This is a genomic window from Corallococcus sp. CA047B (genome assembly GCF_003612065.1).
Lineage (GTDB): Bacteria > Myxococcota > Myxococcia > Myxococcales > Myxococcaceae > Corallococcus > Corallococcus praedator.
Genome location: NZ_RAWD01000027.1, coordinates 30,073 through 49,853, shown reverse-complemented (window position 1 = coordinate 49,853; position 19,781 = coordinate 30,073). Strand labels below are relative to the sequence as shown.

Annotated in this window: 20 protein-coding genes and 1 pseudogene; 9 read left to right on the top strand and 12 right to left on the bottom strand. The window is 70.0% G+C overall.

Features of this window, described 5'->3' with window-relative positions; genetic code table 11:
* The 3 genes and pseudogenes from D7X74_RS07310 to trxA all read left to right on the top strand — a co-directional run.
* Positions 1-715: pseudogene (locus tag D7X74_RS07310) on the top strand (hypothetical protein); the annotation flags it as partial.
* Between the two features lie 194 nt (positions 716-909).
* A complete protein-coding gene (locus tag D7X74_RS07305) occupies positions 910-1,233 on the top strand; it encodes an FKBP-type peptidyl-prolyl cis-trans isomerase (protein WP_120532196.1) in 324 nt (107 codons plus the stop codon).
* Positions 1,234-1,272: 39 nt separating this feature from the next.
* Positions 1,273-1,659, top strand: coding sequence for a thioredoxin (gene trxA, locus D7X74_RS07300; protein WP_120532195.1), 387 nt, complete (start codon positions 1,273-1,275; stop codon positions 1,657-1,659).
* A gap of 39 nt (positions 1,660-1,698) precedes the next feature.
* Here the strand turns inward: trxA and D7X74_RS07295 are convergent, their stop codons facing one another.
* The gene (locus D7X74_RS07295) at positions 1,699-2,598 is read right to left on the bottom strand and encodes a hypothetical protein (protein WP_233602004.1); all 900 of its coding nucleotides are present in this window, start codon (positions 2,596-2,598) and stop codon (positions 1,699-1,701) included.
* Positions 2,599-2,715: 117 nt separating this feature from the next.
* Between D7X74_RS07295 and D7X74_RS07290 the strand changes: the two genes are divergently transcribed.
* Together D7X74_RS07290 and D7X74_RS07285 are read left to right on the top strand one after the other, a co-directional pair.
* The gene (locus tag D7X74_RS07290; RefSeq protein WP_120532193.1) at positions 2,716-5,223 is read left to right on the top strand and encodes a TonB family protein; all 2,508 of its coding nucleotides are present in this window, start codon (positions 2,716-2,718) and stop codon (positions 5,221-5,223) included.
* The gene (locus tag D7X74_RS07285) at positions 5,220-6,050 is read left to right on the top strand and encodes a hypothetical protein (protein WP_120532192.1); all 831 of its coding nucleotides are present in this window, start codon (positions 5,220-5,222) and stop codon (positions 6,048-6,050) included. Before D7X74_RS07290 ends, D7X74_RS07285 begins: the two co-directional genes overlap by 4 nt.
* 15 nt (positions 6,051-6,065) lie before the next feature.
* On the opposite strand, the gene D7X74_RS07280 is transcribed toward D7X74_RS07285, so the two are convergent.
* The 6 genes from D7X74_RS07280 to D7X74_RS07255 all read right to left on the bottom strand — a co-directional run bounded on the left by D7X74_RS07280 (position 6,066) and on the right by D7X74_RS07255 (position 10,811).
* Complete coding sequence (locus D7X74_RS07280; protein ID WP_199732703.1) at positions 6,066-6,629, bottom strand: Uma2 family endonuclease; 564 nt, start codon at positions 6,627-6,629, stop codon at positions 6,066-6,068.
* A gap of 93 nt (positions 6,630-6,722) precedes the next feature.
* Complete coding sequence (locus tag D7X74_RS07275) at positions 6,723-7,694, bottom strand: Ig-like domain-containing protein (protein ID WP_120532191.1); 972 nt, start codon at positions 7,692-7,694, stop codon at positions 6,723-6,725.
* 131 nt (positions 7,695-7,825) lie between these two features.
* The gene (locus tag D7X74_RS07270; protein ID WP_120532190.1) at positions 7,826-8,572 is read right to left on the bottom strand and encodes a putative metal-binding motif-containing protein; all 747 of its coding nucleotides are present in this window, start codon (positions 8,570-8,572) and stop codon (positions 7,826-7,828) included.
* 131 nt (positions 8,573-8,703) lie between these two features.
* Positions 8,704-9,345 carry a hypothetical protein gene (locus D7X74_RS07265; RefSeq protein WP_120532189.1) on the bottom strand — a complete coding sequence of 214 codons (642 nt, stop codon included), beginning with the start codon at positions 9,343-9,345 and terminating at the stop codon, positions 8,704-8,706.
* A 123-nt stretch (positions 9,346-9,468) separates the two neighbouring features.
* Positions 9,469-10,071, bottom strand: coding sequence for a hypothetical protein (locus D7X74_RS07260; RefSeq protein ID WP_233595370.1), 603 nt, complete (start codon positions 10,069-10,071; stop codon positions 9,469-9,471).
* A 44-nt stretch (positions 10,072-10,115) separates the two neighbouring features.
* The gene (locus D7X74_RS07255; protein ID WP_120532188.1) at positions 10,116-10,811 is read right to left on the bottom strand and encodes a hypothetical protein; all 696 of its coding nucleotides are present in this window, start codon (positions 10,809-10,811) and stop codon (positions 10,116-10,118) included.
* Between the two features lie 266 nt (positions 10,812-11,077).
* Between D7X74_RS07255 and D7X74_RS07250 the strand changes: the two genes are divergently transcribed.
* Both D7X74_RS07250 and D7X74_RS07245 read left to right on the top strand, forming a co-directional pair.
* Positions 11,078-11,914, top strand: coding sequence for an endonuclease/exonuclease/phosphatase family protein (locus tag D7X74_RS07250; protein ID WP_233602005.1), 837 nt, complete (start codon positions 11,078-11,080; stop codon positions 11,912-11,914).
* A gap of 6 nt (positions 11,915-11,920) precedes the next feature.
* Positions 11,921-13,630: a carboxypeptidase regulatory-like domain-containing protein gene (locus D7X74_RS07245; RefSeq protein ID WP_120532186.1), complete on the top strand. Its 1,710-nt coding sequence runs from the start codon at positions 11,921-11,923 to the stop codon at positions 13,628-13,630.
* A 15-nt stretch (positions 13,631-13,645) separates the two neighbouring features.
* On the opposite strand, the gene D7X74_RS07240 is transcribed toward D7X74_RS07245, so the two are convergent.
* Positions 13,646-14,188, bottom strand: a complete 543-nt coding sequence (locus D7X74_RS07240) for a MarR family winged helix-turn-helix transcriptional regulator (RefSeq protein WP_199741784.1) — start codon at positions 14,186-14,188, stop codon at positions 13,646-13,648.
* Between the two features lie 657 nt (positions 14,189-14,845).
* Here D7X74_RS07240 and D7X74_RS07235 point away from each other — a divergent pair.
* Positions 14,846-15,415 (top strand): HEAT repeat domain-containing protein, encoded by a 570-nt coding sequence (locus D7X74_RS07235; RefSeq protein WP_199741783.1) that lies wholly within the window; start codon positions 14,846-14,848, stop codon positions 15,413-15,415.
* Between the two features lie 42 nt (positions 15,416-15,457).
* On the opposite strand, the gene D7X74_RS07230 is transcribed toward D7X74_RS07235, so the two are convergent.
* The 4 genes from D7X74_RS07230 to D7X74_RS07215 all read right to left on the bottom strand — a co-directional run bounded on the left by D7X74_RS07230 (position 15,458) and on the right by D7X74_RS07215 (position 18,062).
* Positions 15,458-16,093: an EcsC family protein gene (locus tag D7X74_RS07230; RefSeq protein WP_120532184.1), complete on the bottom strand. Its 636-nt coding sequence runs from the start codon at positions 16,091-16,093 to the stop codon at positions 15,458-15,460.
* A 35-nt stretch (positions 16,094-16,128) separates the two neighbouring features.
* A complete protein-coding gene (locus D7X74_RS07225; RefSeq protein ID WP_120532183.1) occupies positions 16,129-16,569 on the bottom strand; it encodes a hypothetical protein in 441 nt (146 codons plus the stop codon).
* A gap of 115 nt (positions 16,570-16,684) precedes the next feature.
* Complete coding sequence (gene panD, locus D7X74_RS07220) at positions 16,685-17,077, bottom strand: aspartate 1-decarboxylase (RefSeq protein WP_120532182.1); 393 nt, start codon at positions 17,075-17,077, stop codon at positions 16,685-16,687.
* A gap of 139 nt (positions 17,078-17,216) precedes the next feature.
* Positions 17,217-18,062 carry an LEA type 2 family protein gene (locus D7X74_RS07215; protein WP_120532181.1) on the bottom strand — a complete coding sequence of 282 codons (846 nt, stop codon included), beginning with the start codon at positions 18,060-18,062 and terminating at the stop codon, positions 17,217-17,219.
* 136 nt (positions 18,063-18,198) lie between these two features.
* Between D7X74_RS07215 and D7X74_RS07210 the strand changes: the two genes are divergently transcribed.
* On the top strand, positions 18,199-19,764 hold the full coding sequence (locus tag D7X74_RS07210; protein ID WP_370450723.1) for an alpha/beta hydrolase: 1,566 nt from the start codon (positions 18,199-18,201) through the stop codon (positions 19,762-19,764).
* Positions 19,765-19,781: the final 17 nt, after the last annotated feature.

Here is a 19,781-nt window from a genome sequence, read left to right as displayed (position 1 = left end):
GCCTCCGGCCGCTCCGCCTCCCCCCAGTGACGACATGAGCACCCGCGACAGTTCGCTGTCCGGCACGTCGTCCAGCTCGGATGCGACGGGTGGCAGCGGCGTCGCGGCGCCGTCTCAGTCGACGGACTTCCGTCCCTCGGCGACGGCGAACGAGGACATCGAGCCGCTGGAGGTGGAGAAGAAGAGCAAGAGCGACACCAAGGGCCTGACGCTGCTCATCGGTGGCGGTGTGGAAGGCTACACCGGCGCCCTGGCTCCGCAGTTGGCCCCGGGTCCCTCCGCGGGCGTGACGGCGTCCATCAAGCCGACGTCCGTGCTGGGCATTGAAGTCGGTTACTCCGGCGCCTTGAACAACATCAAGGACGCGGGGGTCTTCGGTGCCGACGACGGTCCGGACCTGGTCCGCAATGGTGGTCAGGCGGCCCTGACGCTCGCCATCGCTCCGACGCCGGTGCAGCCGTACCTGCTGGGCGGCATCGGTATCAGCAACTACCACTTCCGCGGCGGTGAAGCGCTGGGCTACAGCGATGACACCGTTGGCAACGTGCCCGCGGGTGTGGGTGTGCGCGGCCACTTCGGTCACTTCACGGCGGACCTGCGTGGCTCCTACAACTTCCTGTTCGACAAGCAGTTCGCTCCCAACATCGAGAGCGGCGGCGATCCGTCGGGCGGTGGTAGCTACAACGCGTCGCTGAACGTGGGTGGCACGTTCTGACCTGAAGCCTGAATGACGACATCCATGGCAGGAGCTGGCGGCGGGGAGCCCGGAAACGGGAGCCCCGCCGCCGCTCTCTTTTTTCATCCTGCTTTTTTCACCGAGCGGGCGACCATTCAGGGCGGCGGGAGGCTGCGAACGCCGTTAAAGTGCGCACTTTTCCTGGGTGGATTCCCGCCCTAGGAGTCATGCACATGAGCTTGAAGATCGAAGACGTGAAGGTGGGGACCGGGGCGGAGGCCACGGCGGGCAAGAAGGTGACCGTGCACTACGTGGGCACGCTGACCGACGGCAAGAAGTTCGACAGCAGCCGGGACCGGGGACAGGGCTTTTCGTTCCCCCTGGGCGCGGGCCACGTCATCCAGGGCTGGGACCAGGGCGTCGCCGGCATGAAGGTGGGCGGCGTGCGCAAGCTCACCATCCCGCCGGAGCTGGGCTACGGCGCTCGCGGCGCGGCGGGCGTGATTCCCCCCAACGCCACGCTGCTGTTCGAGGTGGAGCTGTTGACGGTTGGTTAGGACCTGACTTCAAGGACTCTGGAAAAAGAGAGGCCGTTCATGGCGACGCTCGAGATCACGAAGGACAACTTCAAGGAGACGGTGGGCAAGAACGGCATCGTCGTGCTGGATTGGTGGGCGACCTGGTGTGGCCCGTGCCGCGCGTTCGCGCCCGTCTTCGAGAAGGCGTCCGAGCTGCATAAGGACATCGCGTTCGGGAAGATCGACACCGACGCGCAGCCGGACCTGTCTGGCGCCTTCCAGATCCGCTCCATCCCCACGCTGATGGTGTTCCGGGACGGCATCCTCCTGTTCGAGCAGCCGGGCGCGCTTCCCCAGGCGGCGCTGGAGGACCTCATCAAGCAGGTCCGCGCGCTGAACATGGATGACGTGAAGCGCGAGGTCGAGGAGCAGCGCAAGGCCAAGGGCGGCTCTCCCGAGGCCTGACGTCCAGCCGGGCCCCTGCCCGTGTCCACGGGCAGGCGCCTACGGTGCGGTGGGCGTGCAGACCCCGCCGCCATTCAGGTGCGCTTGATCCACGATGCTCTGGGTGACGAAGGCCTGGAGCGTCCGCAGGTCATGGGCGCCGGGCTGGTAGACGACGGGTTGCCCCTGGGCATCCCGGAGTTCACCGCCGTCCAGCCCGTGCAGGTCCAGCAGGTCCTGGGATGACAGCCCCTCCGGGGTGATGGCGTGGTTCGCGTCCGCGGTGGCGGCGATGGCTTCGAAGCGAAGCTGCACGCCCCGGTGGGTGCCCAGCCGGTCGTAGAACATGTGTTCGGCGTGGATGGTGATCTCCGCCTCCGCCACGGAGTTCTCCGGCACGACCAGGCCCTGGGTCCCATCCACGCCGTTGATGCAGTCCACCATCCGCGCGTTGACGGGGAAGCCCATGCGGAAGGTGTAGAGGCCCAGCGCGGGGCCGCGGTTCTGCGCGCGCCCCTCCACGAAGTAGCTGAAGCCGCGCTCGCGCATCATCGCCAGGTCGTCGGCGGACACGGAGACTCCCGCCACGGTGCGGGCCTCCGGAGGGCTCACGCGGAAGGACACCTGGTGGCGCCCGGCCTCCAGGCCCGTCAGCCCGGTGAGCGGCACGTCCTCCTTTTGCACGTCCACCAGCACGTGCTCTGGCGACGCGTGCACGTCGCCGGCCGCGGAGGTGAGGGTGAAGTCCCCCACGGACACCAGGTACTTGCTGAACTGCACGGACCAGCCGTCCTGGAAGAGGTGGTCCGCGTAGCCGCGCTGGGTGCCGTCTCCACCGCTCAGCGTCAGGCGCACGTCGCCCCGGGCCGCCGTCTCACCGCAGCCGGTGGCCGCGAGCGCCACGGCCCCCAGCAGCAGGGGGAGCCGCCTCCATCGGACCGGGGTGCCTTGGGTTTTCATGCATCTGGTTGGTATTTGTAACGTGGTTGCAAGTCAAGTGTGGGTTGCGATATCCACGGGTCGCTGTCTGGGGGACCGCCTGCGTCGGGTGGTCACCGTGGAGCGAGGTCGTTGCCTGTGTTCATTCCGACGCTGGTGCTCTGGCTGCTGAGCGCGTCGCCCGAAGTGCCCGTGACTCCCCCCGTACCCGTGGAGGCCGCGCCGCCGGTGATGCCGGCGGACGTCCCCGCGTTGACGCAGCCCGTGCGGGTGTTGCTGCGGCTGACGCTCGACGACAGGGGCGAGGTGTCGCGGGTGGACGTGCGCGAGTCGGCAGGCGTGGCGTTCGACCGGGCCGCGATGGCGGCGGCCCTGCGTTGGCGCTTCGAGCCCGCGCGCCGGGGGGAGGTGCCGCTGGAGGTCCAGGTGGACGTGCCGGTGACGTTCGAGCCGGTGGTGCCACCTTCTGACGCAGGAGCCGCGCCGCGTGCCGAAAACACGGACGTCACGCAACCCGCTGATGACGGTGGTGGTTCTTCTCCGGACCCGAAGCCGCCGTCGTTCTCCACCACGGTGCGCGGCCAATCCGTTGCCCCGCCCCCCGTGGCGGTGGGGGACTTCCACATCACGGTGGGGCAGCTCGCGGACGTGCCCCGCAACTCGGCCACGGACCTGCTGTTGCTGGCGCCGGGCGTGATGCTCGCCAACCACGGGGGGGAAGGCCACGCGGAGACCCTCTACCTGCGCGGCTTCGACGCGGGCGAGGGCAAGGACGTGGAGATGCGCCTCAACGGCGTGCCTCTCAACGAGGTCTCCCATGCCCACGGTCACGGCTACGCGGACACGTACTTCATCATCCCGGAGCTGGTGCAGTCGCTCCGTGTGACGGAGGGGCCCTATGACCCTTCCCAGGGCGACTTCGGCGTGGCGGGCACCGTGGACTACCAGCTCGGGCTGGAACGCCGGGGCATCACCGCGTCCGCCAGCTACGGCAGCTTCGCGTCGCGCCGGCTGTCCCTGGTGTGGGGTCCTCCCGAGTCCACCGACGCCACCTTCGTCGGCGTGCTGCTGCGCCAGGGCCACGGCTTCGGCCCCAACCGCGCGTACGCGAACGCGGGCCTCATGGCCCAGACGGAGCTGCGCCTGGGCCCGGAGACGCGGCTGCGCCTGTTCGGTGCCAGCTACGGCGCGCGCTTCTCCACCGCCGGCGTGGTGCGCGAAACGGACGTCGTGGACGCGCGGCTGCCCTGTGACGCGGACGCGGACTCGCAGTTCTTCTGCCTCTATGACCCGAACCAGGGCGGCGCGAGCCAGCGGCACCTCGCGTCCGTGGAGCTGGTGTCGCGGCTGGAGCGCGGTGGGCGCTTCGTGCAACAGGCCTTCGCGGTGGCGCGCCAGATGCGCAGCCGCGAGAACTTCACCGGCTTCCTCCAGGACACGCCCCCGGTCGGAGAGGCGCAGCGCGGCGACAACACGGAACAGTCCTACCAGGGCACCACCGTGGGTCTGCGCGGGCGCTACACACCGGGCCTCACCTGGGCCGGTCAGCCCCAGCCGGTGGAACTGGGCTATGTGGCCCGCTACGACAACGTGCACACCCGCGCGCGGCGCCTGCGCGACAAGGGGGGCGCACCGTACGCCACCATCTTCGACAATCAGGTGCGCACCACGAACCTGGGCGCGTACCTGTCACTGCGCGGGGCCCCCATGGAATGGCTCACGCTCCGGGGCGGCGTGCGCGTGGACACCTTCCTGTTCGGCGTGGAGGACCTGAACCGTCCGGAGTCGGACCGGCAGGGCTCGCGCATCCCCGAGGAGTCGGTGGAGGCCTACGGGTTCTTCGCCAGCCCCCGCGCCAGCGCGGAAGTACGCCTGACGCCGCGCCTCACCTGGCTCACCAGCGCGGGCCTGGGCGCGCGCTCCAGCGACGCGGCGGGGCTGTCCGACGCGGAGTTCGCCCCCTACGCGCGGGTGACCTCCGGCGAGACGGGACTGGGCTGGCACTGGCGCGACGACGCGGGGGACTCCGCGCTGGAGGTCCGGGGCGCGGTGTTCGCCACGCGCGTGTCGCAGGATCTGGTCTTCAGCGAGACGACGGGGCGCAACCAGCCCATCGGTCCGTCGCAGCGGCTGGGCGCCTTCGGCACCGCGCGCTTCCAGTGGAACCAACGGCTGGACGTGCAGGCGAGCCTCGCGTGGGCCCGCGCCACGCTGCCCGTGCCCGGTGCGTCCTCGTGGCGGCTGTGGGACGGCACGGTGATTCCGTACATCCCGCAGGTGCTGGGCCGGGTGGACGCGGCCTGGCGTGGCACCACCACGGTGGCCCGGCAGCCGGTGGGGTGGAGCCTGGCATTGGGCCACAGCGCCATCGGGCCCAAGCCCCTGCCGTTGGACCGCTACAGCGAATCCATCTTCCTCTTCGATGTGGCGGCGCGGGCCCGCTGGCGCGCCGTGGAGCTGGGCGTGACGGTGGAGAACCTGCTGGACGCGCGCTGGCGCGAGTCCGAGTTCAACTACGTGTCCAACTTCCGCGGCCCCGACGCGCCCGCGTCCCTGCTGGCCACGCGTCACTTCTCCGCCGGTGCCCCTCGCACCGTGCGCGGCACCCTCACCGTGTACCTGGACCTCCAGGAGGACCGGCCATGACCTCTGCCTTGCGTCCCTCGCGTCGTGCCTTCACGCGGTTGCTGGGCGGTGCGCTCGTGGCGGGCGTCCACGCCTGCGGGCTGTCCGGCACAGGCGGTCGGAGCATCACCTTCCGCATGGGCCTGCGCACGGCCATGGCACCCGGTGAGGACACCGTCGGCGTCTTCACCACCGACACGGGCTGGCGCGTGGCGCTCACCACCGCGCGCATGGTGCTGGGGCCCATCTACCTGTTCGAGAAGGCCTCGCCGCTGCAGCCCCAGGCCCTGCTGCGCCGCGTGAGCGACCTGCTGCTGCCCACCGCGCACGCGCACGAAGGGGACTTCTTCTCCGGAGGCCGCGTGCTGGGGGAGTGGGACCGGGAGGTGGTGTTCGACCTGCTCGCGCAGCCGGGACAGGCGCGGGTGCTGGGACACTCCCCGGGCATCGCGGGCCTGGCGCGCTCATTGTCGCTGCTGCTCCAGCCGCCCTCCCGGGCCCTGGGGGCGGAGGGTGACGTGATGGAGGGGCGCACCCTGTTCCTGGAAGGTGTCGCGACGCAGGCGGAGGCGCGCGTGCCCTTCCGGCTCGCGATGGACTTCCCGCCCCCCGTGGAGCTGCAACGCGTGGACTTCGTTCCCATCCAGGCGGACCTGGATGACGAGGGGTTGTTCTGCCTGGAGGCGCAGCCGCACCGCTGGTTCACGGGCACGCGCTTCGACCGGCTGACGGTGCCGGCGGAGGGCACCCCCGTGGACGTGGGGCCGGAGACCCAGGTGCACCGCGCGCTGAGCGTCAACGTGCGGCGCTTCGATGCCTTCACCGGCGCATGGGAGCCCCGGGGCTAAGGGGGGCGGTGGGGCTCAGCCCGGCTGCCAGAACGGCGACAGCGTCAGCTCCACGTTCCCGAAGGGGTCCGCGCGCACGCGGTCCTCGTCGACGAAGACGTTCTTCAACACCCAGCGCTCGTGCTCCTGGCGGAACACCTCCAGGATGTGGTGCACGGGGTTGATGACCCAGGCGTGGTGGATGCCCGCGCGGGCGTAGCGGGGCAGCTTCGTGGCCAGGTCCAGCTTCGCGGTGGCGGGCGACAGCACCTCGCAGATCCAGTCTGGCGCGCGGTCGATGAAGGAGCCATTGGGCAGCGTCGGGGGCCGTCCGCCCACCCAGCCCGCCAGGTCCGGCACCAGCACGTCCTGGCCCAGCAGCAGCCGGGGCTCGGCGGTCCACCACCAGCCCTCCGGCGCTCGGCCGAGCAGCGGCGACAGCCCCTTGCGACGCGCGACGGAGGGCGAGGAGATGTAGAGGACGCCATCGAGCGCTTCGCCCACCAGGTAGTGGGGCAGCGTCTGCACTTCCTCATGGGGATCGAGCGGCTTGTGGGGAACGGGCTGGCGCATGCGGTAGTCCTCGCGGTGGGACTTCACCGTAACGAGCGCGCCCTTTTCGCCGCATCGGACCGCCGGGGAGGGCGACCTTGTCCTGGTGGACGTGCGCCCCTCCCCGCTGGACATGTCTGGCTACTCGCGCTCCAGCACGAATTGAAACTTCTCCGCCGGCACCGGTCCGAACTGGAACAGGTAGATCTGATCGCCCGGTGCGGACGTGAAGGTCAGCGTGTGCGTGATGCCCCCGCAGATGAACCGCGCGGGTGCGAGCACCGACACCACGTCCGTCCCTCCCGCCGTGTCGTTGGTGACCTTCGTGTTCACTTCCTGGCTCAAGTAGAGCGTGACGTGCTCGGTGTTCTCCGGGTCGGAGATGAAGGCCGTGTAGCCCCCGAAGCCCGCCTCTCCCGAGCGCAGGGTGACTTCGTAGCGCGCGTGGCCGGTGTTCGTGTCGGGCGGGAAGTCGAAGGGCGTGCGGCCCGCGGTGACGACCTCCGGCGTGTTGACGAGCGTGTGCGTGCACGCGTGCTCCATCGCTGGATCTCGCTCGCCGGTCGTGAAGTCCAGCGCGCTGTCGCCCAGGCCCGAAGTGGTGGGTCCCAGCGCGCGTCCTGCCCCGTCCTTCAGCGCGGTCAGCTCCACGACGTAGTGCGTGGAGACCTCCAGCGGCCGGTTGCTCTCCTCGGTGCGCGGCACCGTGACGGTGAGCGTGCGCGCATCCCCGGACCAGCTTCCGGTGAGCACGCGGGGCGGCACCGTGGTGTCCGTGCGGTCGCGCAGTGTCACCTGGGCGAAGGTCGGGTCCATGGGCTCGCTGAACGTCAGCGAGAGCACCTTGCGGAAGGCGATGAGCGGCTTCTCACCGGAGGTGTCCAGGTACAGCTCCAGCGGGTAGACCTCCGTGGCACCTTCGGTGGGTTGAGAGGTGGTGACGGTGGCGGTGGAGGTCGGCTCGGTGCCTGCGTCGGCGCTGGTGCCCGCGTCGGACCCAGCGTCCGCCGAGGTGCCGGCGTCCGGCGTGACGGTGGGTTCTTCGTCATCACAGCCGGTCAGGGCGAGCGCGGCGCAGGCAGCGAACAGGAAGGCGGCGGAGGACAGACGCATCGGGGTGGATCCTTCAGGAGAGGGGCACGGAGGAAAGGCCCACGCCGGAGCACCCTTCCGAGGGGAGATGCTCCGGCGCGGGAGCAGACCGTGTTCAGGTCCGCGTCAGCGTGGGACGGGAGTTCAGCGCGCTAGCACTGCGACCCGTCGCAGTTGTCGTCGATGCCGTTGCCACAGATTTCAGCGGCGCCCGGGTTGACGCTGGCGCCCGAGCCCGGCGTGTCGTTGCAGTCAAAGCGCTGCGTCGTGTAGCCGGAGGGCGGCGTGCACGCGGTCAGGACGGAGGTGGTGTTGTTGCCGTACCCGTCGCCGTCCGCGTCCTGGTAGTAGCGGGTGCGCGTGTCGTTGAGGAACTCCGGCACCACCGTGATGGCATTGCCCGTCGCCGGGCCCGTCGCGACGATGTACGTCGTGCCCGCCGTCAGGTCGTACACGGACACGGACACGAGCGAGCAGCCGGAGGCCGACACGGCGTGCGTCAGCGCGGAGGCCACCGTGGCGCTGGTGCTGCCGTTGACGACGGTGATGGGCACGCTCTGCGTCCGGTAGAACGCGTAGGAGCCGGTCGTCGCCGGCACGTACGTCACCGAACCCTCCGCGCCGGACGGCAGCGCGAGGTCATAGGCCTTGTGCTTCGTGCTGATGGCGGGCGCGCTGGTGGTGCGCGTGGCGCTCGCCGTGATGGCCACGTGGTCCGTGGGGTTGCCAGCGTGGGCGCACGCATGCGTGGTGATGCCCGTGCCCAGCGACGTGCAGCCGGCCTCCAGCTCCTGCGAGTCCTGGGCCTCGAACGTGGACTCCGGCTCTTCCATCGGGCCGCAGGCCACCAGGCCGAGCGACAACAGCGCGCTCAGCGCGATGCGCTTCGTCTTCATCATGGGGGTGTTCCTTTCGGGATGCCGGGCGCGGGGTGCCATGCGGCTTCAAGCCGCCGGTGCGCCCGGTACTCTGAGTCATGCCGTAAAGGTAACTCAGTTGCAATAGTGTCCCGGGTGATTCCAGGCCCGGGTCACTGGAGGTGTTCGATGACGAGTCCGAGTTCGGTGAGCGCGGTGGGTCCGAAGGTGACGGTGTACTGGACCTTGTCGGTCAGCTCGTAGCCGACCATCTGCTTCAGGCCTTCACAGAAGGGACCGGTGGCCTGGGCGGCGACGGGCTCGATGACGCGCTCGCCTTCCTTCACGGTGACGGCGAGCTCCGGGGTGCTCAGGTAGAGGACGAAGTCACCAGTGGCCCACGCCTTGAAGTTGAACGTGCCCACGGACTGGCCGCCCTCCTGTCGCAACTTCACGGTGTAGTGCGTGTGGAAGTCGTCCACGCGCGGCTGCCGGTCGGGGGATGCGGTGACGGTGGAGAAGGGACCATTCGCGACGTGGAAGCAGGCGTGCTCGCCGTTGTCCCCGAAGTCGAAGCCCTCGCGCGGGACGTAGTCCGGGTCCGGCACGCACGACAGGCCCTGCTCGCTGGCCAGGGAGCCCCGGTCGCAGTGACACCAGTCGCCCTCCGGCTCCCGGTGGATGTGCCCGTTCGGCTTGCACGGGTCGGTCTGCTCCTGCGGCGTGCCGCCGTCGGGTCCGGCGTCGTCGCCTCCGCAGGCGGTCAACGCCGCGATGCTGCCGGCCAGGAGGAGGGCACGGAACGGGATGCGCATGGGAGGACTTCCTGGTTGGAGTCTGGATGTAGATGCAATTGAGATACAGAAGTTTTAGGATGTCGGGAAGGCCCGGCCGCGCGGAGGCGGTCCCGGGCCTTCTTTCAGACGCCCGTGGAGGGGTTACTCCTCGTGGCCTTCGTGTGCCGTCTCCTCGATGACGAGCAGGAAGGTGGCGGCCTGGGGGACGACGGCCGCGAAGTCCACGCGGTAGTCGATGCCACCCTCCAGGTCTGCGGTGACGGCGGTGCGCAGGGTGCCGCAGACCTCTTGCGGGACCTCGTAGCGGCACTCCAGGCCGACTTCCTCATTCGTGGCCGCGTTGACGATGCGGACGGCGCGGTGGCCGGAGGTGAGGAGGGCGAACTCGTTGGACTCCTCGGGCGTGAAGATGACGGAGCCCGCGTAGCCCAGCGTCCAGTTCTTGTAGGTGATGGCCGGGAGGGTGACGTTGTACGCGGTGTGCCCGACGCTCACGTCCACGAAGGACGGACCGCCGAGGGGCGCCGCGGTGACGGACTCGAAGGGGCCGTATTCGGCGTGGACGCAGGAGTGCTCGGCGACCTCCTCCAGCTCCTCCGTGTCCTGGCAGGCGGCGAGCAGCTCCGACTGCTGGGTGATGGGGGCTTCGGCTTGCGGCGTCCGCTCCTCGGTGGCGCCGCAACCGGCGAGGAGGAAGACCGCGCTGGCGGCGACGAGGGCATGGGTGGACAGGTGCTTCTTCATGGGGGGCTCCTTGGGATGGGTGCTGCGGGGTGTGAGGGCAGGGCTCAGGAGCGGTCCGGGCGCAGGACGAGCCACGGGACGCGCACCTCGCCCGAAGGCAGGTGTTCGGGCGGGAGCTGGAGGTGGGCGCTGTGCGCGCTGGGGGAGAGGCGGGCCGCGCGTTCCCAGGCGTCACGAAAGGACGCCTCGTCCGGGAAGGTGACGCGCGACACGCAGCCCGCGGCGTAGCAGTGGGCGGCTTCCGCCTGGACGGGCCGCACGTCCCGGCGGATGCGCTCGTGCCACGAATCCAGCGCGGCGCGAGCGTCCTGCGTCCACGGCTCCTCGCTGTCACCGGACGCCGTGAGTTCGGCGAGCACCGCGTCGCGGCGGGCCTGGGGGCTCGCATGGTCCGCGCGCAGGGCCTTCACCAGCCGCACGCGCGTGTCCGGCAGGGCGCGGCGTGCGCGGTCGCGCAGCTCCGGCTGGGGCGGCCCCTGGACCTTCAGCGCCGCGTCCAGGAATGCCTCCGGGGGAGGCTCCAGCTCAGCCCGGGATGCGGCGGGCGAGGCCTCCCGCACTGTCGCGGGCTGGACGACGGTCACGGGGCGTGGGGCGGGCTTCACGGGTGTCGGACGCGTGACGGCGGGGAGGGCAGGGACCGCGTCGGCGGAAACTTCCACGGGGCGCTGGAGCCAGCCGAGCGCCAGACACGACAGCACCACCCCTGTGCCTCCGACGCTCCAGACGATGCGGTTCATGGGTCCCCTCAGGGCGCACCGGTGGCGGTGCGCGAGCCGCCTCGCCTTCCAGCCAGGGGCCCGCAATAGATGCCATCAAGATCCATATGCAATCAAGTTGCATTTATGGGATGGCCTCCTGGGTAGGGAAGGGTCACGGGGTGGACGTGACCTCGTTTCCACAAAGGTTTGCTGTCCCTGGAGGCCGGGCTTGCGGAAGATGGGGTGCTGTCTTTCCCGCAGGCCCGAGGTGCCGTCGTATGAGAGGGTCGTCCTTCTTGTCGCGTGTGCTGATGTTGACCGTGCTGGTGCTCCCCGCGTTGTCGCAGGCGGCCTCCTACCTTCGGGTGGTGAGCTGGAACCTCCGCCACGAGGGATGGGCGGCCGAGCAGAGCTACCTGGAGGACGCGCAGCAGTTGTGGAACCAGTTCGGTTCGAGCAGCACGTCGAACAACGGCGTGGACCTGGTGTTCCTCCAGGAGGTGATGAACACGGCGGCGGCGCAGGCCGTCGCGCAGAACCTGACGCAGGTGTCGGGGGTGACGTGGACGGCGGCGGTGACGCCGCTCATCGGGCGTTCGTCCTACAAGGAGTCGTACGCGGTGCTGTACCGGGCGGACACGGTGTCGCTGCTGTCCTCCACGGTGTGGAACGACACGGGGGACCTGTTCGAGCGCGAGCCGCAGGTGGTGAAGGTGCGCCACGTGCCCACGGGCGCGGACTACACGTTCCTCAACTGGCACACGGTGTGGGGCGTGGCGGCGGACCGCAAGCTGGAGGCGCAGGCCATCGACGCGGTGTTCGCGTCCGTGCAGTCCGCGAGCGGCACCGACCAGGACGTCATCCTGGTGGGCGACCACAACATGGCCTGCACCCATGCCTCCTGGAGCGAGCTGAAGGCCGTGTCGCCCGCGGTGACGTGCAAGCTGGACACGCCCACGACGCTGAACTCGACCGGGGGCTTCGCCAACGCGTATGACCACTTCTGGGTGCAGGACACCTACGTGACGGAGTTCTCCAGCGCGGGCCGCGACTACATCGGGAACACGCAGGACTACGTCACCCGCTTGTCAGATCACGCGCCGGTGTGGCTGTCCCTGTACTCCAGCAGCGACACGGACTGACGCCGGATGCGCTGGAAGCAGGTCCTGTCCGGGGTGCTCCTGGGCGCGGTGCTCCTCGCCGCGTGGTGGGCGGCGCCCCGGAAGCCCGAACCGCTGGTGGCCCCGGTGCCGTCCGCGTCCGTGGAGGTCGCGGACGCGGGCGTGCGCGATGTCGTTCCTCCCGTGGAGACGCGGGAGGCGGCGGACGCGGGCTTGTGGTTGCGGGCGACGCTGGAGGGCGCGCATCCGTTCGTTGGAGAGGCGCGCGTGGGCGCGGCGTTCATCACCGACGAGGACCTGCGGTGGTGGAAGCAGGGGCAGGCGCGGGGGGGGCACGCGGGGCCTTCGCGACTGGAGGACCTGGCCAACGTGCGCGGATGGGTGACCGCGCCCGTCACTGCTTCCGCGCAGGGCGGTGTGCTGGGGCCGGTGGAGGTACATCCGGCGCCGCGCTACCAGTTGGTCGCGTTCGAGCCGGACGGGACGTTCTGGTGGGGGGACCACGTGCCGGCCTCGCCCCCGGAGTCAGGGACGCTGGACGCGGGCGTGCTGCGGGCGACGCGGCCCACGGGCGTGCGCGTGCGATTGACCGGTGCGAGGGATGAGGCGGGGACGTTCTCCGTGCGCATCGAGCGCGACGTGGATCCGGCGGACGCGGAGCGGGCCAGTGCCCTGCTGGTGGTGCTGCGGTTGGTGGCGCCGGAGTTGATGGTGGCGCTCCAGGACGGGCTGCCGGTGCCGCTCGTGAAGGATGGCGACACGGTGCTGGCGCCGCTGCCTCCGGACCGGGCGGTGCGCTTGTGGCTGCGCGCGCCGTCGGGGAGGGAAGGGGGGCCGGTGGAGGTGCCGCTGCGCGAGGGCACCGTGGGCACGGTGACGCTGGATGTGGCGCGGCTGTTCCCCGAAGGCGTGGGCCGCGCGGTCACCCTGCGGGGTCGGGTGCTGCTGGGCCAGACGTCACGGCCCGCGGGGCCGGCGGTGTTGCGCACGGAGGAGGGCCGGGAGGTGGCGGTGGACGCGGAGGGGCGCTTCACGGTGCCGGACGTGCCGGCCTGGCGTGCATCGCGCTTCACGGTGTGGCGGGAGGAAGCGGAGTCGGGGCGGCCGGTGGCGCCGTCGCATTCGGAGTTCACCTTCACGCCCACGGCGGAGATGGCCGGGACGGTGGAGGTGGTGTGGCGCATGCCGGTGTACCGGTGGCTGGTGTTGCGGATGGATGGCTTCACGCGAGCGCAGCTTCAAGCGCAGGCGCAGATCCCCTATCCGGTGTACCTGCTCCAGCGTCGGGATGCCCGAGGCGCCTGGAGCGATGTGCCCACGCAGGAGTTCATCCCCGAGAAGGACGACGTCGCGGTGTCCCTGTTGGAGCCCGGCGCATACCGGGTGCTGACCGCGTCCTCACCGTATGCGCTGCGCCCGAGCACGGAGGCGCGTGCGGGCGCGGACGACGCGGACGTCGAGGTGAAACTCACGGCGGAAGAGACCCCGGCCCCTTCCTGCGAGGTGCGCGTCACGCACGAAGGGCGTCCCGTGGTCGGGGCGCTCGTGACGGCGGGTGGTGGAGACCGCTCGATGCCGCCCGTGCGCGGAGAGACCCGCACGGATGGACGGTGGCCCCTGGGGCCGGTGCGCTCCGACCTGCTCCCGGTGGAGGTGCAGGCGGAGGGCCTTCCGGCCTGGGAGGGCGACGGTGTGGAGGCGTGCCGTCGCTCGGGCGTCATCGAGGTGAAGCTGTAGGCCCGAGGGCCGTGGTCAGGCGGCGGAGGCCGTTAGAACCTCGTCGGCGACGAGGGGCGGCGTGGTGCCGTCCTCTTCCTCTTCTTCGGAGGCGCGCGCCTGGGCGCCGAGCGCTTCGACCCACAGCTCCAGGACGTCCATCAAGGCGCTGCGCGTCTCGCCCTGAAGCGGGGCCAGCAGCCGCGCCATGCGCTCCTGCACCAGCGCATCCGTCTCCTCCGCGACCGCGCGGCCCGCGTCGGTGAGGCGCACGCGCACGCGCCGGCGGTCATGCCGCACCGAACGTTCGCGGCGCACGAGTCCCCCCTCTTCCAGACGGTCCACCAGCCGGCTCAAGCGGGGCATGGCGAGTCCCCCCAGGCGATGGGCCAGCTCGCCCACCGGCAGCAGACACTCCGCGCGCAGCCACCACAGGGCCTGGAGCTCCAAGGGCTCCCAGCGAGGATGTGGCAGGGACGCCAGGGGGCTGGCCAGGGCGCCGCAACGGGCCGCGTCGACAAGGAGGTTCCGCCAGCGCGCCACCTGCACACGCACATCCACCGAGAGCTCCGTCGTCATCCACCCCTCCATCCCGAGGATGGGCCAGCATCCGGCCACGCCAGTCCCGCCCTGGGGTTTTCGCGGGCTTTGGCCCGCATGAGACTCAACGTGGATACGTGACGGACATATCGGTCGGGTCGGACACGGTGATTTTCAGTTCGTGAAAGGGCCCGGGGCGCTCCATTCCTCCTCGGGGGGTGAAAAGGGGCGATGTGGTTGCCCGTAATTTGCCCATGCCCTGCCCACGGTAGTCAGTGGTGCCGAGTTGGAGGAGGCGAGTTGCAGACCAAGGTGGTGGGAATACGGTTCGTTCGCCCTGGGTAGGTCCGCTAGGGGCCCCCTTGGGGAATGCTTCCAGCAAAGGGGGTTGGCGATGTTCGAGCAGTTCAAGCCACTCAACCGCAGCCTCGGGATGCTCCTCAAAGAAGTGGAGAGAGCGCATGGAACTCAATCGCTGATCTTCAACAGCGTGGAGAACGCTGTGCGGGACTTCCCTACGCAGCGAACAATCTGGGCAGCGTACGAGGGAAGGAAGCCGTTTTGACGAGGGCAACTCCACTGTTCTGGCCCCTCTCTACAGGGCGCAGGAGACCATGCGTCGGTGAGGTGCTCCGCGCTGGTGTGTCCATCTCTGGTCCAAAAGCACTCTCTTCAGGAACTACAACTGGAATTCAAATGGCACGGTCTGAACCGCTGTCGGAAGAGCAGCGCGAGTCCGCGCTGAAGGACATTCAGGGGCCAGACCGCAGTGTCATCGTTCCAGCGGCCAAGGCCCTGTCGGCGGATAAGTCGACCACATCGAGACTGCTCGAGTTGCTGGATGTGGCGAGTCATGTGGATGCAAGGCATGGGATTCTCTATGCGCTCTCGTGGCACGCCGATCTCAGGACGTGGGACCTCATGGTCCGCATCCTCGCGGACCCGCGGGAGGCACCCAAGGTACGGGGACAGGCCGCGGAGGGCCTGTCCTACATGTTCCATGAAGTGAAGATGGATTCGAGGGAGGCTGAGGTCGCGGTTGAAGCGTTGCTCATGGCCCTGAAGGACCCCTCCCCCGAGGTTCGCTACTGTGCTGTCAATACGCTTGGCGCGACCGGGCATCTCCCGCTCGTTCCGGTGCTGAAGGAGATGTTGGCGGATCAGACCCCGGCGCCGGGGTGGGTCGGCACCGTGGGCGAGGAGGCGTCCAGGGCACTTGATTGGATTGAGAGGGCGCACTTGCAGCGCCTCAAGGACGGGCTCTGACGTCCTTGGCGCGACGTCGGGATGTAACGCCGCGCCCGGGGCTCAGTCCCCGCTCGCCGCCCTGCGCTTCGCGGTCCGCGCCTTGGCGTGCGCCTTGTCGAAGCCTTCGTAGAAGCGCACGGCCTGCTCGCCCACCATCTGGATGTGCTGGTTGTTGAGGTACGCGGTGATGGGCGCGGCGACCAGCGGCATGGCCCGGCCCAGCGTGTTCATGCCGCCCTTGGCGAGCAGCAGCGCGGCCAGCTTCCCCAGCACCTTGGGTCCGGAGCGGTGCAGCGGCCCCAGCCCGTTCGCGTAGCCGAACAGGTCCAGCAGCTCTCCGCGCGCGCGGTCCGTCTTGAGGTTCGCCTTGTAGAGCGTGGCCAGGTCGGTGAGCAGGATGATCTGCAGGTAGGCCATGAACACCAGGTCCGCCGGCAGGGAGATGAGGCCGAACACGCCGCTCACCCCGCCCACCATGCTGGCCAGGCTCTTCTTCTCATCCACCAGCCGCTGCGCCAGCTCCTTGGTGCTCGCGGACGGGTAGCGCTTCTCCAGCGCCGCCACGCGCACCTTGGCCCGCCCCACCTCCTGCTGGATGAGGTCCGACAGGCGCATCGCGCCCAGCTTCTTCAGCTCCGCGGGGGTGAGCTTCTTCATGAAGCCCAGCCGCTCCGTCACGCCGTCGTAGAAGGCCATGTCCTCCTCCTTGGGCCGCGCTCGCGGCCCGTCGTCTAGTAACCCCGCTCGGCCAGGTACAGGTCCACCAGCGCGCCTTCCTCGTACCAGGCGTGCCGCATCTCCGACTGGAACCAGCGCGAGTCCGGCCGCGCCTGGCGGATCTCCACCTTCACCCGGTCGGGCCCCGTGTCGATGACCGACGCGCGCGCCTTGCACGCCGCGCCCGGCTCCTCGCCGAAGCCTCCCTCCAGGCACACCTCGTCGCCCACCGACAGGCGCCGCGTGTACTCACTGGCCAGGTAGAGCGCGTCGTCACACCCGCTGCGCACGGAGGCCTTGCCCAGCGCGACGCAGCGGTTCTTCTGGGGCGCGGGGAAGACCGGCACGTTCGAGGACATCGCGTCCTCGTCGTTGGGGTCCTTCTGGTAGCCCACCGACCTGCAGCCCGCACCCACGCACGCCAGGGCCAGCAGGCCCGCCCACGTCCACCTCATCGCGCCACCACCTCCGGGACGGGGGGATGCCCGCGCCCCTACGCCTACAGGAAAGGGCGGGGAGCATGGCAGACGGGGCGGAGGCCGGCAAAAGGAGCCGGCCCCGGGTCCGTCCTCAGGCGATACGGCGCGCGGGTCCGGGGATTTCCTCGGTGATGCCGGGAACCGCCCGGTTCTTGCCGTCCACGAACACCACCGTGGGCTTCCAGTTGGCCAGCTCCGCCTCCTCGACCTCCGCGAAGGTGGCCAGGATGACCAGGTCGCCCGGCTGGTTGAGGTGCGCGGCGGCGCCGTTGATGCAGATGACGCCGCTGCCGGACTCACCCTCCAGGGCGTACGTCTCCAGGCGGGTGCCGCGCGTGACGTTCCACACCGCGACCTTCTCGAACGGGAGGATGTCCGCGGCCTGGAGCAGGTCCCGGTCAATGGTCACCGAACCCTCATAGTCGAGGTCGGCCTGGGTCACCGTCGCGCGGTGGATCTTGGACTTGAAGAGGATGCGGCGCATGGCGGGGGGCCCTCTGGAGCGGGGCAACCGTAACGGCTCCCAGGGCCGGGGACAACATCCCCGGTGTCCCGCGCACCGCCTGCTCCCCTGGAAGCCCCCCGCCCGCGAAGGGGAAGGCCCCCAGGGAACGGGTGCCTGCCTACTTCTTGGTGAAGTTGACGAGCTGGCTCAGGTTCAGCGGTACGGACTGAGCGTCCGACGTCAGGTTGCCCGTCATGCTCACCTGCGCGTTGCCGCCCGAGCGCAGGGCCATGGCCGCCGACGCCGCGCTCGCGAAGTTGATGGTCAGGGGCAGCGTCACCTGCTTGGTCCCGCTGCCATCCAGCATGCCCAGGTTGCCCGTGGACAGGGTGCCCACGTTGGCGCCCGCCACCTTGAGGGCGCCGGTGATGCCCGCCACCGGCAGGGGGAAGCTGTTGCGGTTGGTGATGGCCAGGGGGAACTCCACCGTGGCCCCACTCAGCGTGATGTTGGTGATGCGCGGGGACTGGAACTGCACCTGGGGAATCTTGGGCACGGGGAACGTGCCCTCCTTCTCCAGCGGGAACTTCAGCACGCCCAGCGGCGTCTGGATGCCCAGCGTGCCCTGGGCCTTGAAGGCCGCCGCGTCCTTGTTGAGGAACGTGGTCACCACCGGCGCGATGTCCGCGAACTTCACGTTGGCCGGGAACACCAGCTCGCTCTTGCCGTTGGACTTGAGGTTCATGCCGTTCTTCGGCTTGCCCGCCACCAGCTGCTTGCCCTCCACGAAGAAGGCGTAGTCCACCGACGCCAGCTTCAGGCCCAGGCTGTTGGGGTTGTCCACCTCGTACACCAGGTCCACCGTGGCATCCGACAGCGACGCATTCGCCAGCCGCGCCGTCTTGAACTTCATCGTGGGCTTCTTGAAGGCGCCGTTGAGCAGGCTCTGGAGCGCGGCGCAGCCGCTGAGCATGGTGATGGACAGGGCGAACAAAACCAGGAACGCGCGATTCTTCATGGGCATGGGCGTAGCAGAGGACGCACCCTGGCCGCGCGGGATTCAATCGCGTTCAGGACCGGGCCTTCGGCGCGAGGGTGCACCTTCCGCACACCAATGGTATGCGGCCAGGGACTCCCCCGCGCCCGGAGGTTGGCCCGCCGTGACAGGTGGCATCTTCTCTCACCCCCTCGCCACCTCTCCGGGAGCGCCCGCCGGGCCCCCGCGTGGACCGTGGGCGCCGCTCGCGCTGACGGTGCTGCTGACGCTGGCCGCCTGCTCCCGTCCCTCCAGCGGGGCCCCCACGGAGGCCCCGGGAGCCACTGGCTCGGCCTCTGGCGCGGTGCGGCGCATGGCCATGAAGCCGTGCCGCCTGGACGGCGTGGCGGCGCAGACGCTGTGCGGCACGCTGGAGGTCTTCGAGGACCGGGCCGCCGCGAAGGGGCGGAAGATTTCCCTGCGCGTGGTGGTGGTGCCCGCGCTCGCGTCGCAGCCGAAGGAGGATCCGCTGGTCTTCCTGGCCGGTGGGCCCGGACAGGCGGCCTCACGCACGCGCATCCTTCCCGCGCTGGAGCGGATCCGCCGTCAGCGCGACATCATCTTCGTGGACCAGCGCGGCACGGGGGACTCGCACCCGCTGGACTGCGACGCGCTCAATCCCTCGCGCGTGTCGCTGGCGGAGCGCTTCGCGGACCGCGAGGACGCGGACGTGCTGCCTCAGTGCCGCAAGGGCTGGGACGCGGACGAGCGGCTCTACACCACGTCCATCGCGATGGACGACCTGGACGACGTGCGCGAGGCGCTGGGCTACGCGAAGGTGAACCTGTGGGGCATCTCCTACGGGACGCGCGCGGCGCTGGTGTACATGCGCCAGCACCCGGACCGCGTGCGCACCGCCATCCTGGATGGTGTCGCCCCCATGGGGCAGTACCTGCCGCTGTACGCCGCGCGCGACGGGCAGCGCGCCCTGGACCTGCTGCTGGAGGCGTGCACGAAGGACACCGTCTGCGCGACGGCGTACCCGGACCTGAGAGCGCGCACGGAGGCGCTGCTCGCGAAGCTGGACGCCGCCCCCGCGAAGGTGCGCCTGCCCCATCCGCGCACGGGCGTGGCGGAGGACTTCGTGCTCACCCGGCGCGTCTTCACGGCGGAGCTGTTCGCGCTGCTCTACAGCCCGGACGTCGCGTCGCTGGTTCCGCTGATGCTGGACCGCGCGTCGAAGGACGACTGGACGACCTTCGTCGCGCTGTCGCTGGGCCTCACGGATGAAGTGGCGCGCACCACCAGCCGGGGCATGTTCCTGGCGGTGGTGTGCGCGGAGGACGCGCCCTTCTTCACGGCGGAGGACGCCGAGCGCGAGGCGAAGGGCACCTGGTTCGGCTCGCGCATGGCGCTGGATGTGAAGAAGGCGTGCGCGCAGTGGCCTTCCTCCACCGTGCCGAAGAGCTTCCGCGAGCCGGTGGTGTCGGACATCCCCACGCTGCTGCTGTCGGGCGAGCTGGATCCGGTGACGCCGCCGCCCTGGGGTGAAGAGGCGAAGCGGACGCTGTCGCACAGCCTGCACGTGGTGGTGCCGGGGCTGGGACACAACACGGTGGGCGCGGACTGCGCGCGCTCGCTGATGGCGGAGGTGCTCACGCGCGGCAGCGTGGAGGGCCTCACGCCCGACTGTGGAAAGGGCCTGAAGCGCCCGCCCTTCTTCACCTCCTTCGCCGGCCCCGTGCCGTAGGTCAGGAAGTCCGTGCG

Bases quoted from the DNA above. Each gene is read 5' to 3' on its own strand.
- D7X74_RS07285 (WP_120532192.1), top strand. From the start codon at position 5,220: ATGACCTCTGCCTTGCGTCCCTCGCGTCGTGCCTTCACGCGGTTGCTG.
- D7X74_RS07240 (WP_199741784.1), bottom strand. From the start codon at position 14,188: ATGACGACGGAGCTCTCGGTGGATGTGCGTGTGCAGGTGGCGCGCTGG.
- D7X74_RS07215 (WP_120532181.1), bottom strand. From the start codon at position 18,062: ATGCCCATGAAGAATCGCGCGTTCCTGGTTTTGTTCGCCCTGTCCATC.
- D7X74_RS07245 (WP_120532186.1), top strand. From the start codon at position 11,921: ATGCGCTGGAAGCAGGTCCTGTCCGGGGTGCTCCTGGGCGCGGTGCTC.
- D7X74_RS07265 (WP_120532189.1), bottom strand. From the start codon at position 9,345: ATGCGCATCCCGTTCCGTGCCCTCCTCCTGGCCGGCAGCATCGCGGCG.
- D7X74_RS07275 (WP_120532191.1), bottom strand. From the start codon at position 7,694: ATGCGTCTGTCCTCCGCCGCCTTCCTGTTCGCTGCCTGCGCCGCGCTC.
- D7X74_RS07225 (WP_120532183.1), bottom strand. From the start codon at position 16,569: ATGAGGTGGACGTGGGCGGGCCTGCTGGCCCTGGCGTGCGTGGGTGCG.
- D7X74_RS07255 (WP_120532188.1), bottom strand. From the start codon at position 10,811: ATGAACCGCATCGTCTGGAGCGTCGGAGGCACAGGGGTGGTGCTGTCG.
- D7X74_RS07260 (WP_233595370.1), bottom strand. From the start codon at position 10,071: ATGAAGAAGCACCTGTCCACCCATGCCCTCGTCGCCGCCAGCGCGGTC.
- D7X74_RS07270 (WP_120532190.1), bottom strand. From the start codon at position 8,572: ATGATGAAGACGAAGCGCATCGCGCTGAGCGCGCTGTTGTCGCTCGGC.
- panD (WP_120532182.1), bottom strand. From the start codon at position 17,077: ATGCGCCGCATCCTCTTCAAGTCCAAGATCCACCGCGCGACGGTGACC.
- D7X74_RS07305 (WP_120532196.1), top strand. From the start codon at position 910: ATGAGCTTGAAGATCGAAGACGTGAAGGTGGGGACCGGGGCGGAGGCC.
- D7X74_RS07235 (WP_199741783.1), top strand. From the start codon at position 14,846: ATGGCACGGTCTGAACCGCTGTCGGAAGAGCAGCGCGAGTCCGCGCTG.
- D7X74_RS07230 (WP_120532184.1), bottom strand. From the start codon at position 16,093: ATGGCCTTCTACGACGGCGTGACGGAGCGGCTGGGCTTCATGAAGAAG.
- trxA (WP_120532195.1), top strand. From the start codon at position 1,273: ATGGCGACGCTCGAGATCACGAAGGACAACTTCAAGGAGACGGTGGGC.
- D7X74_RS07295 (WP_233602004.1), bottom strand. From the start codon at position 2,598: ATGAAAACCCAAGGCACCCCGGTCCGATGGAGGCGGCTCCCCCTGCTG.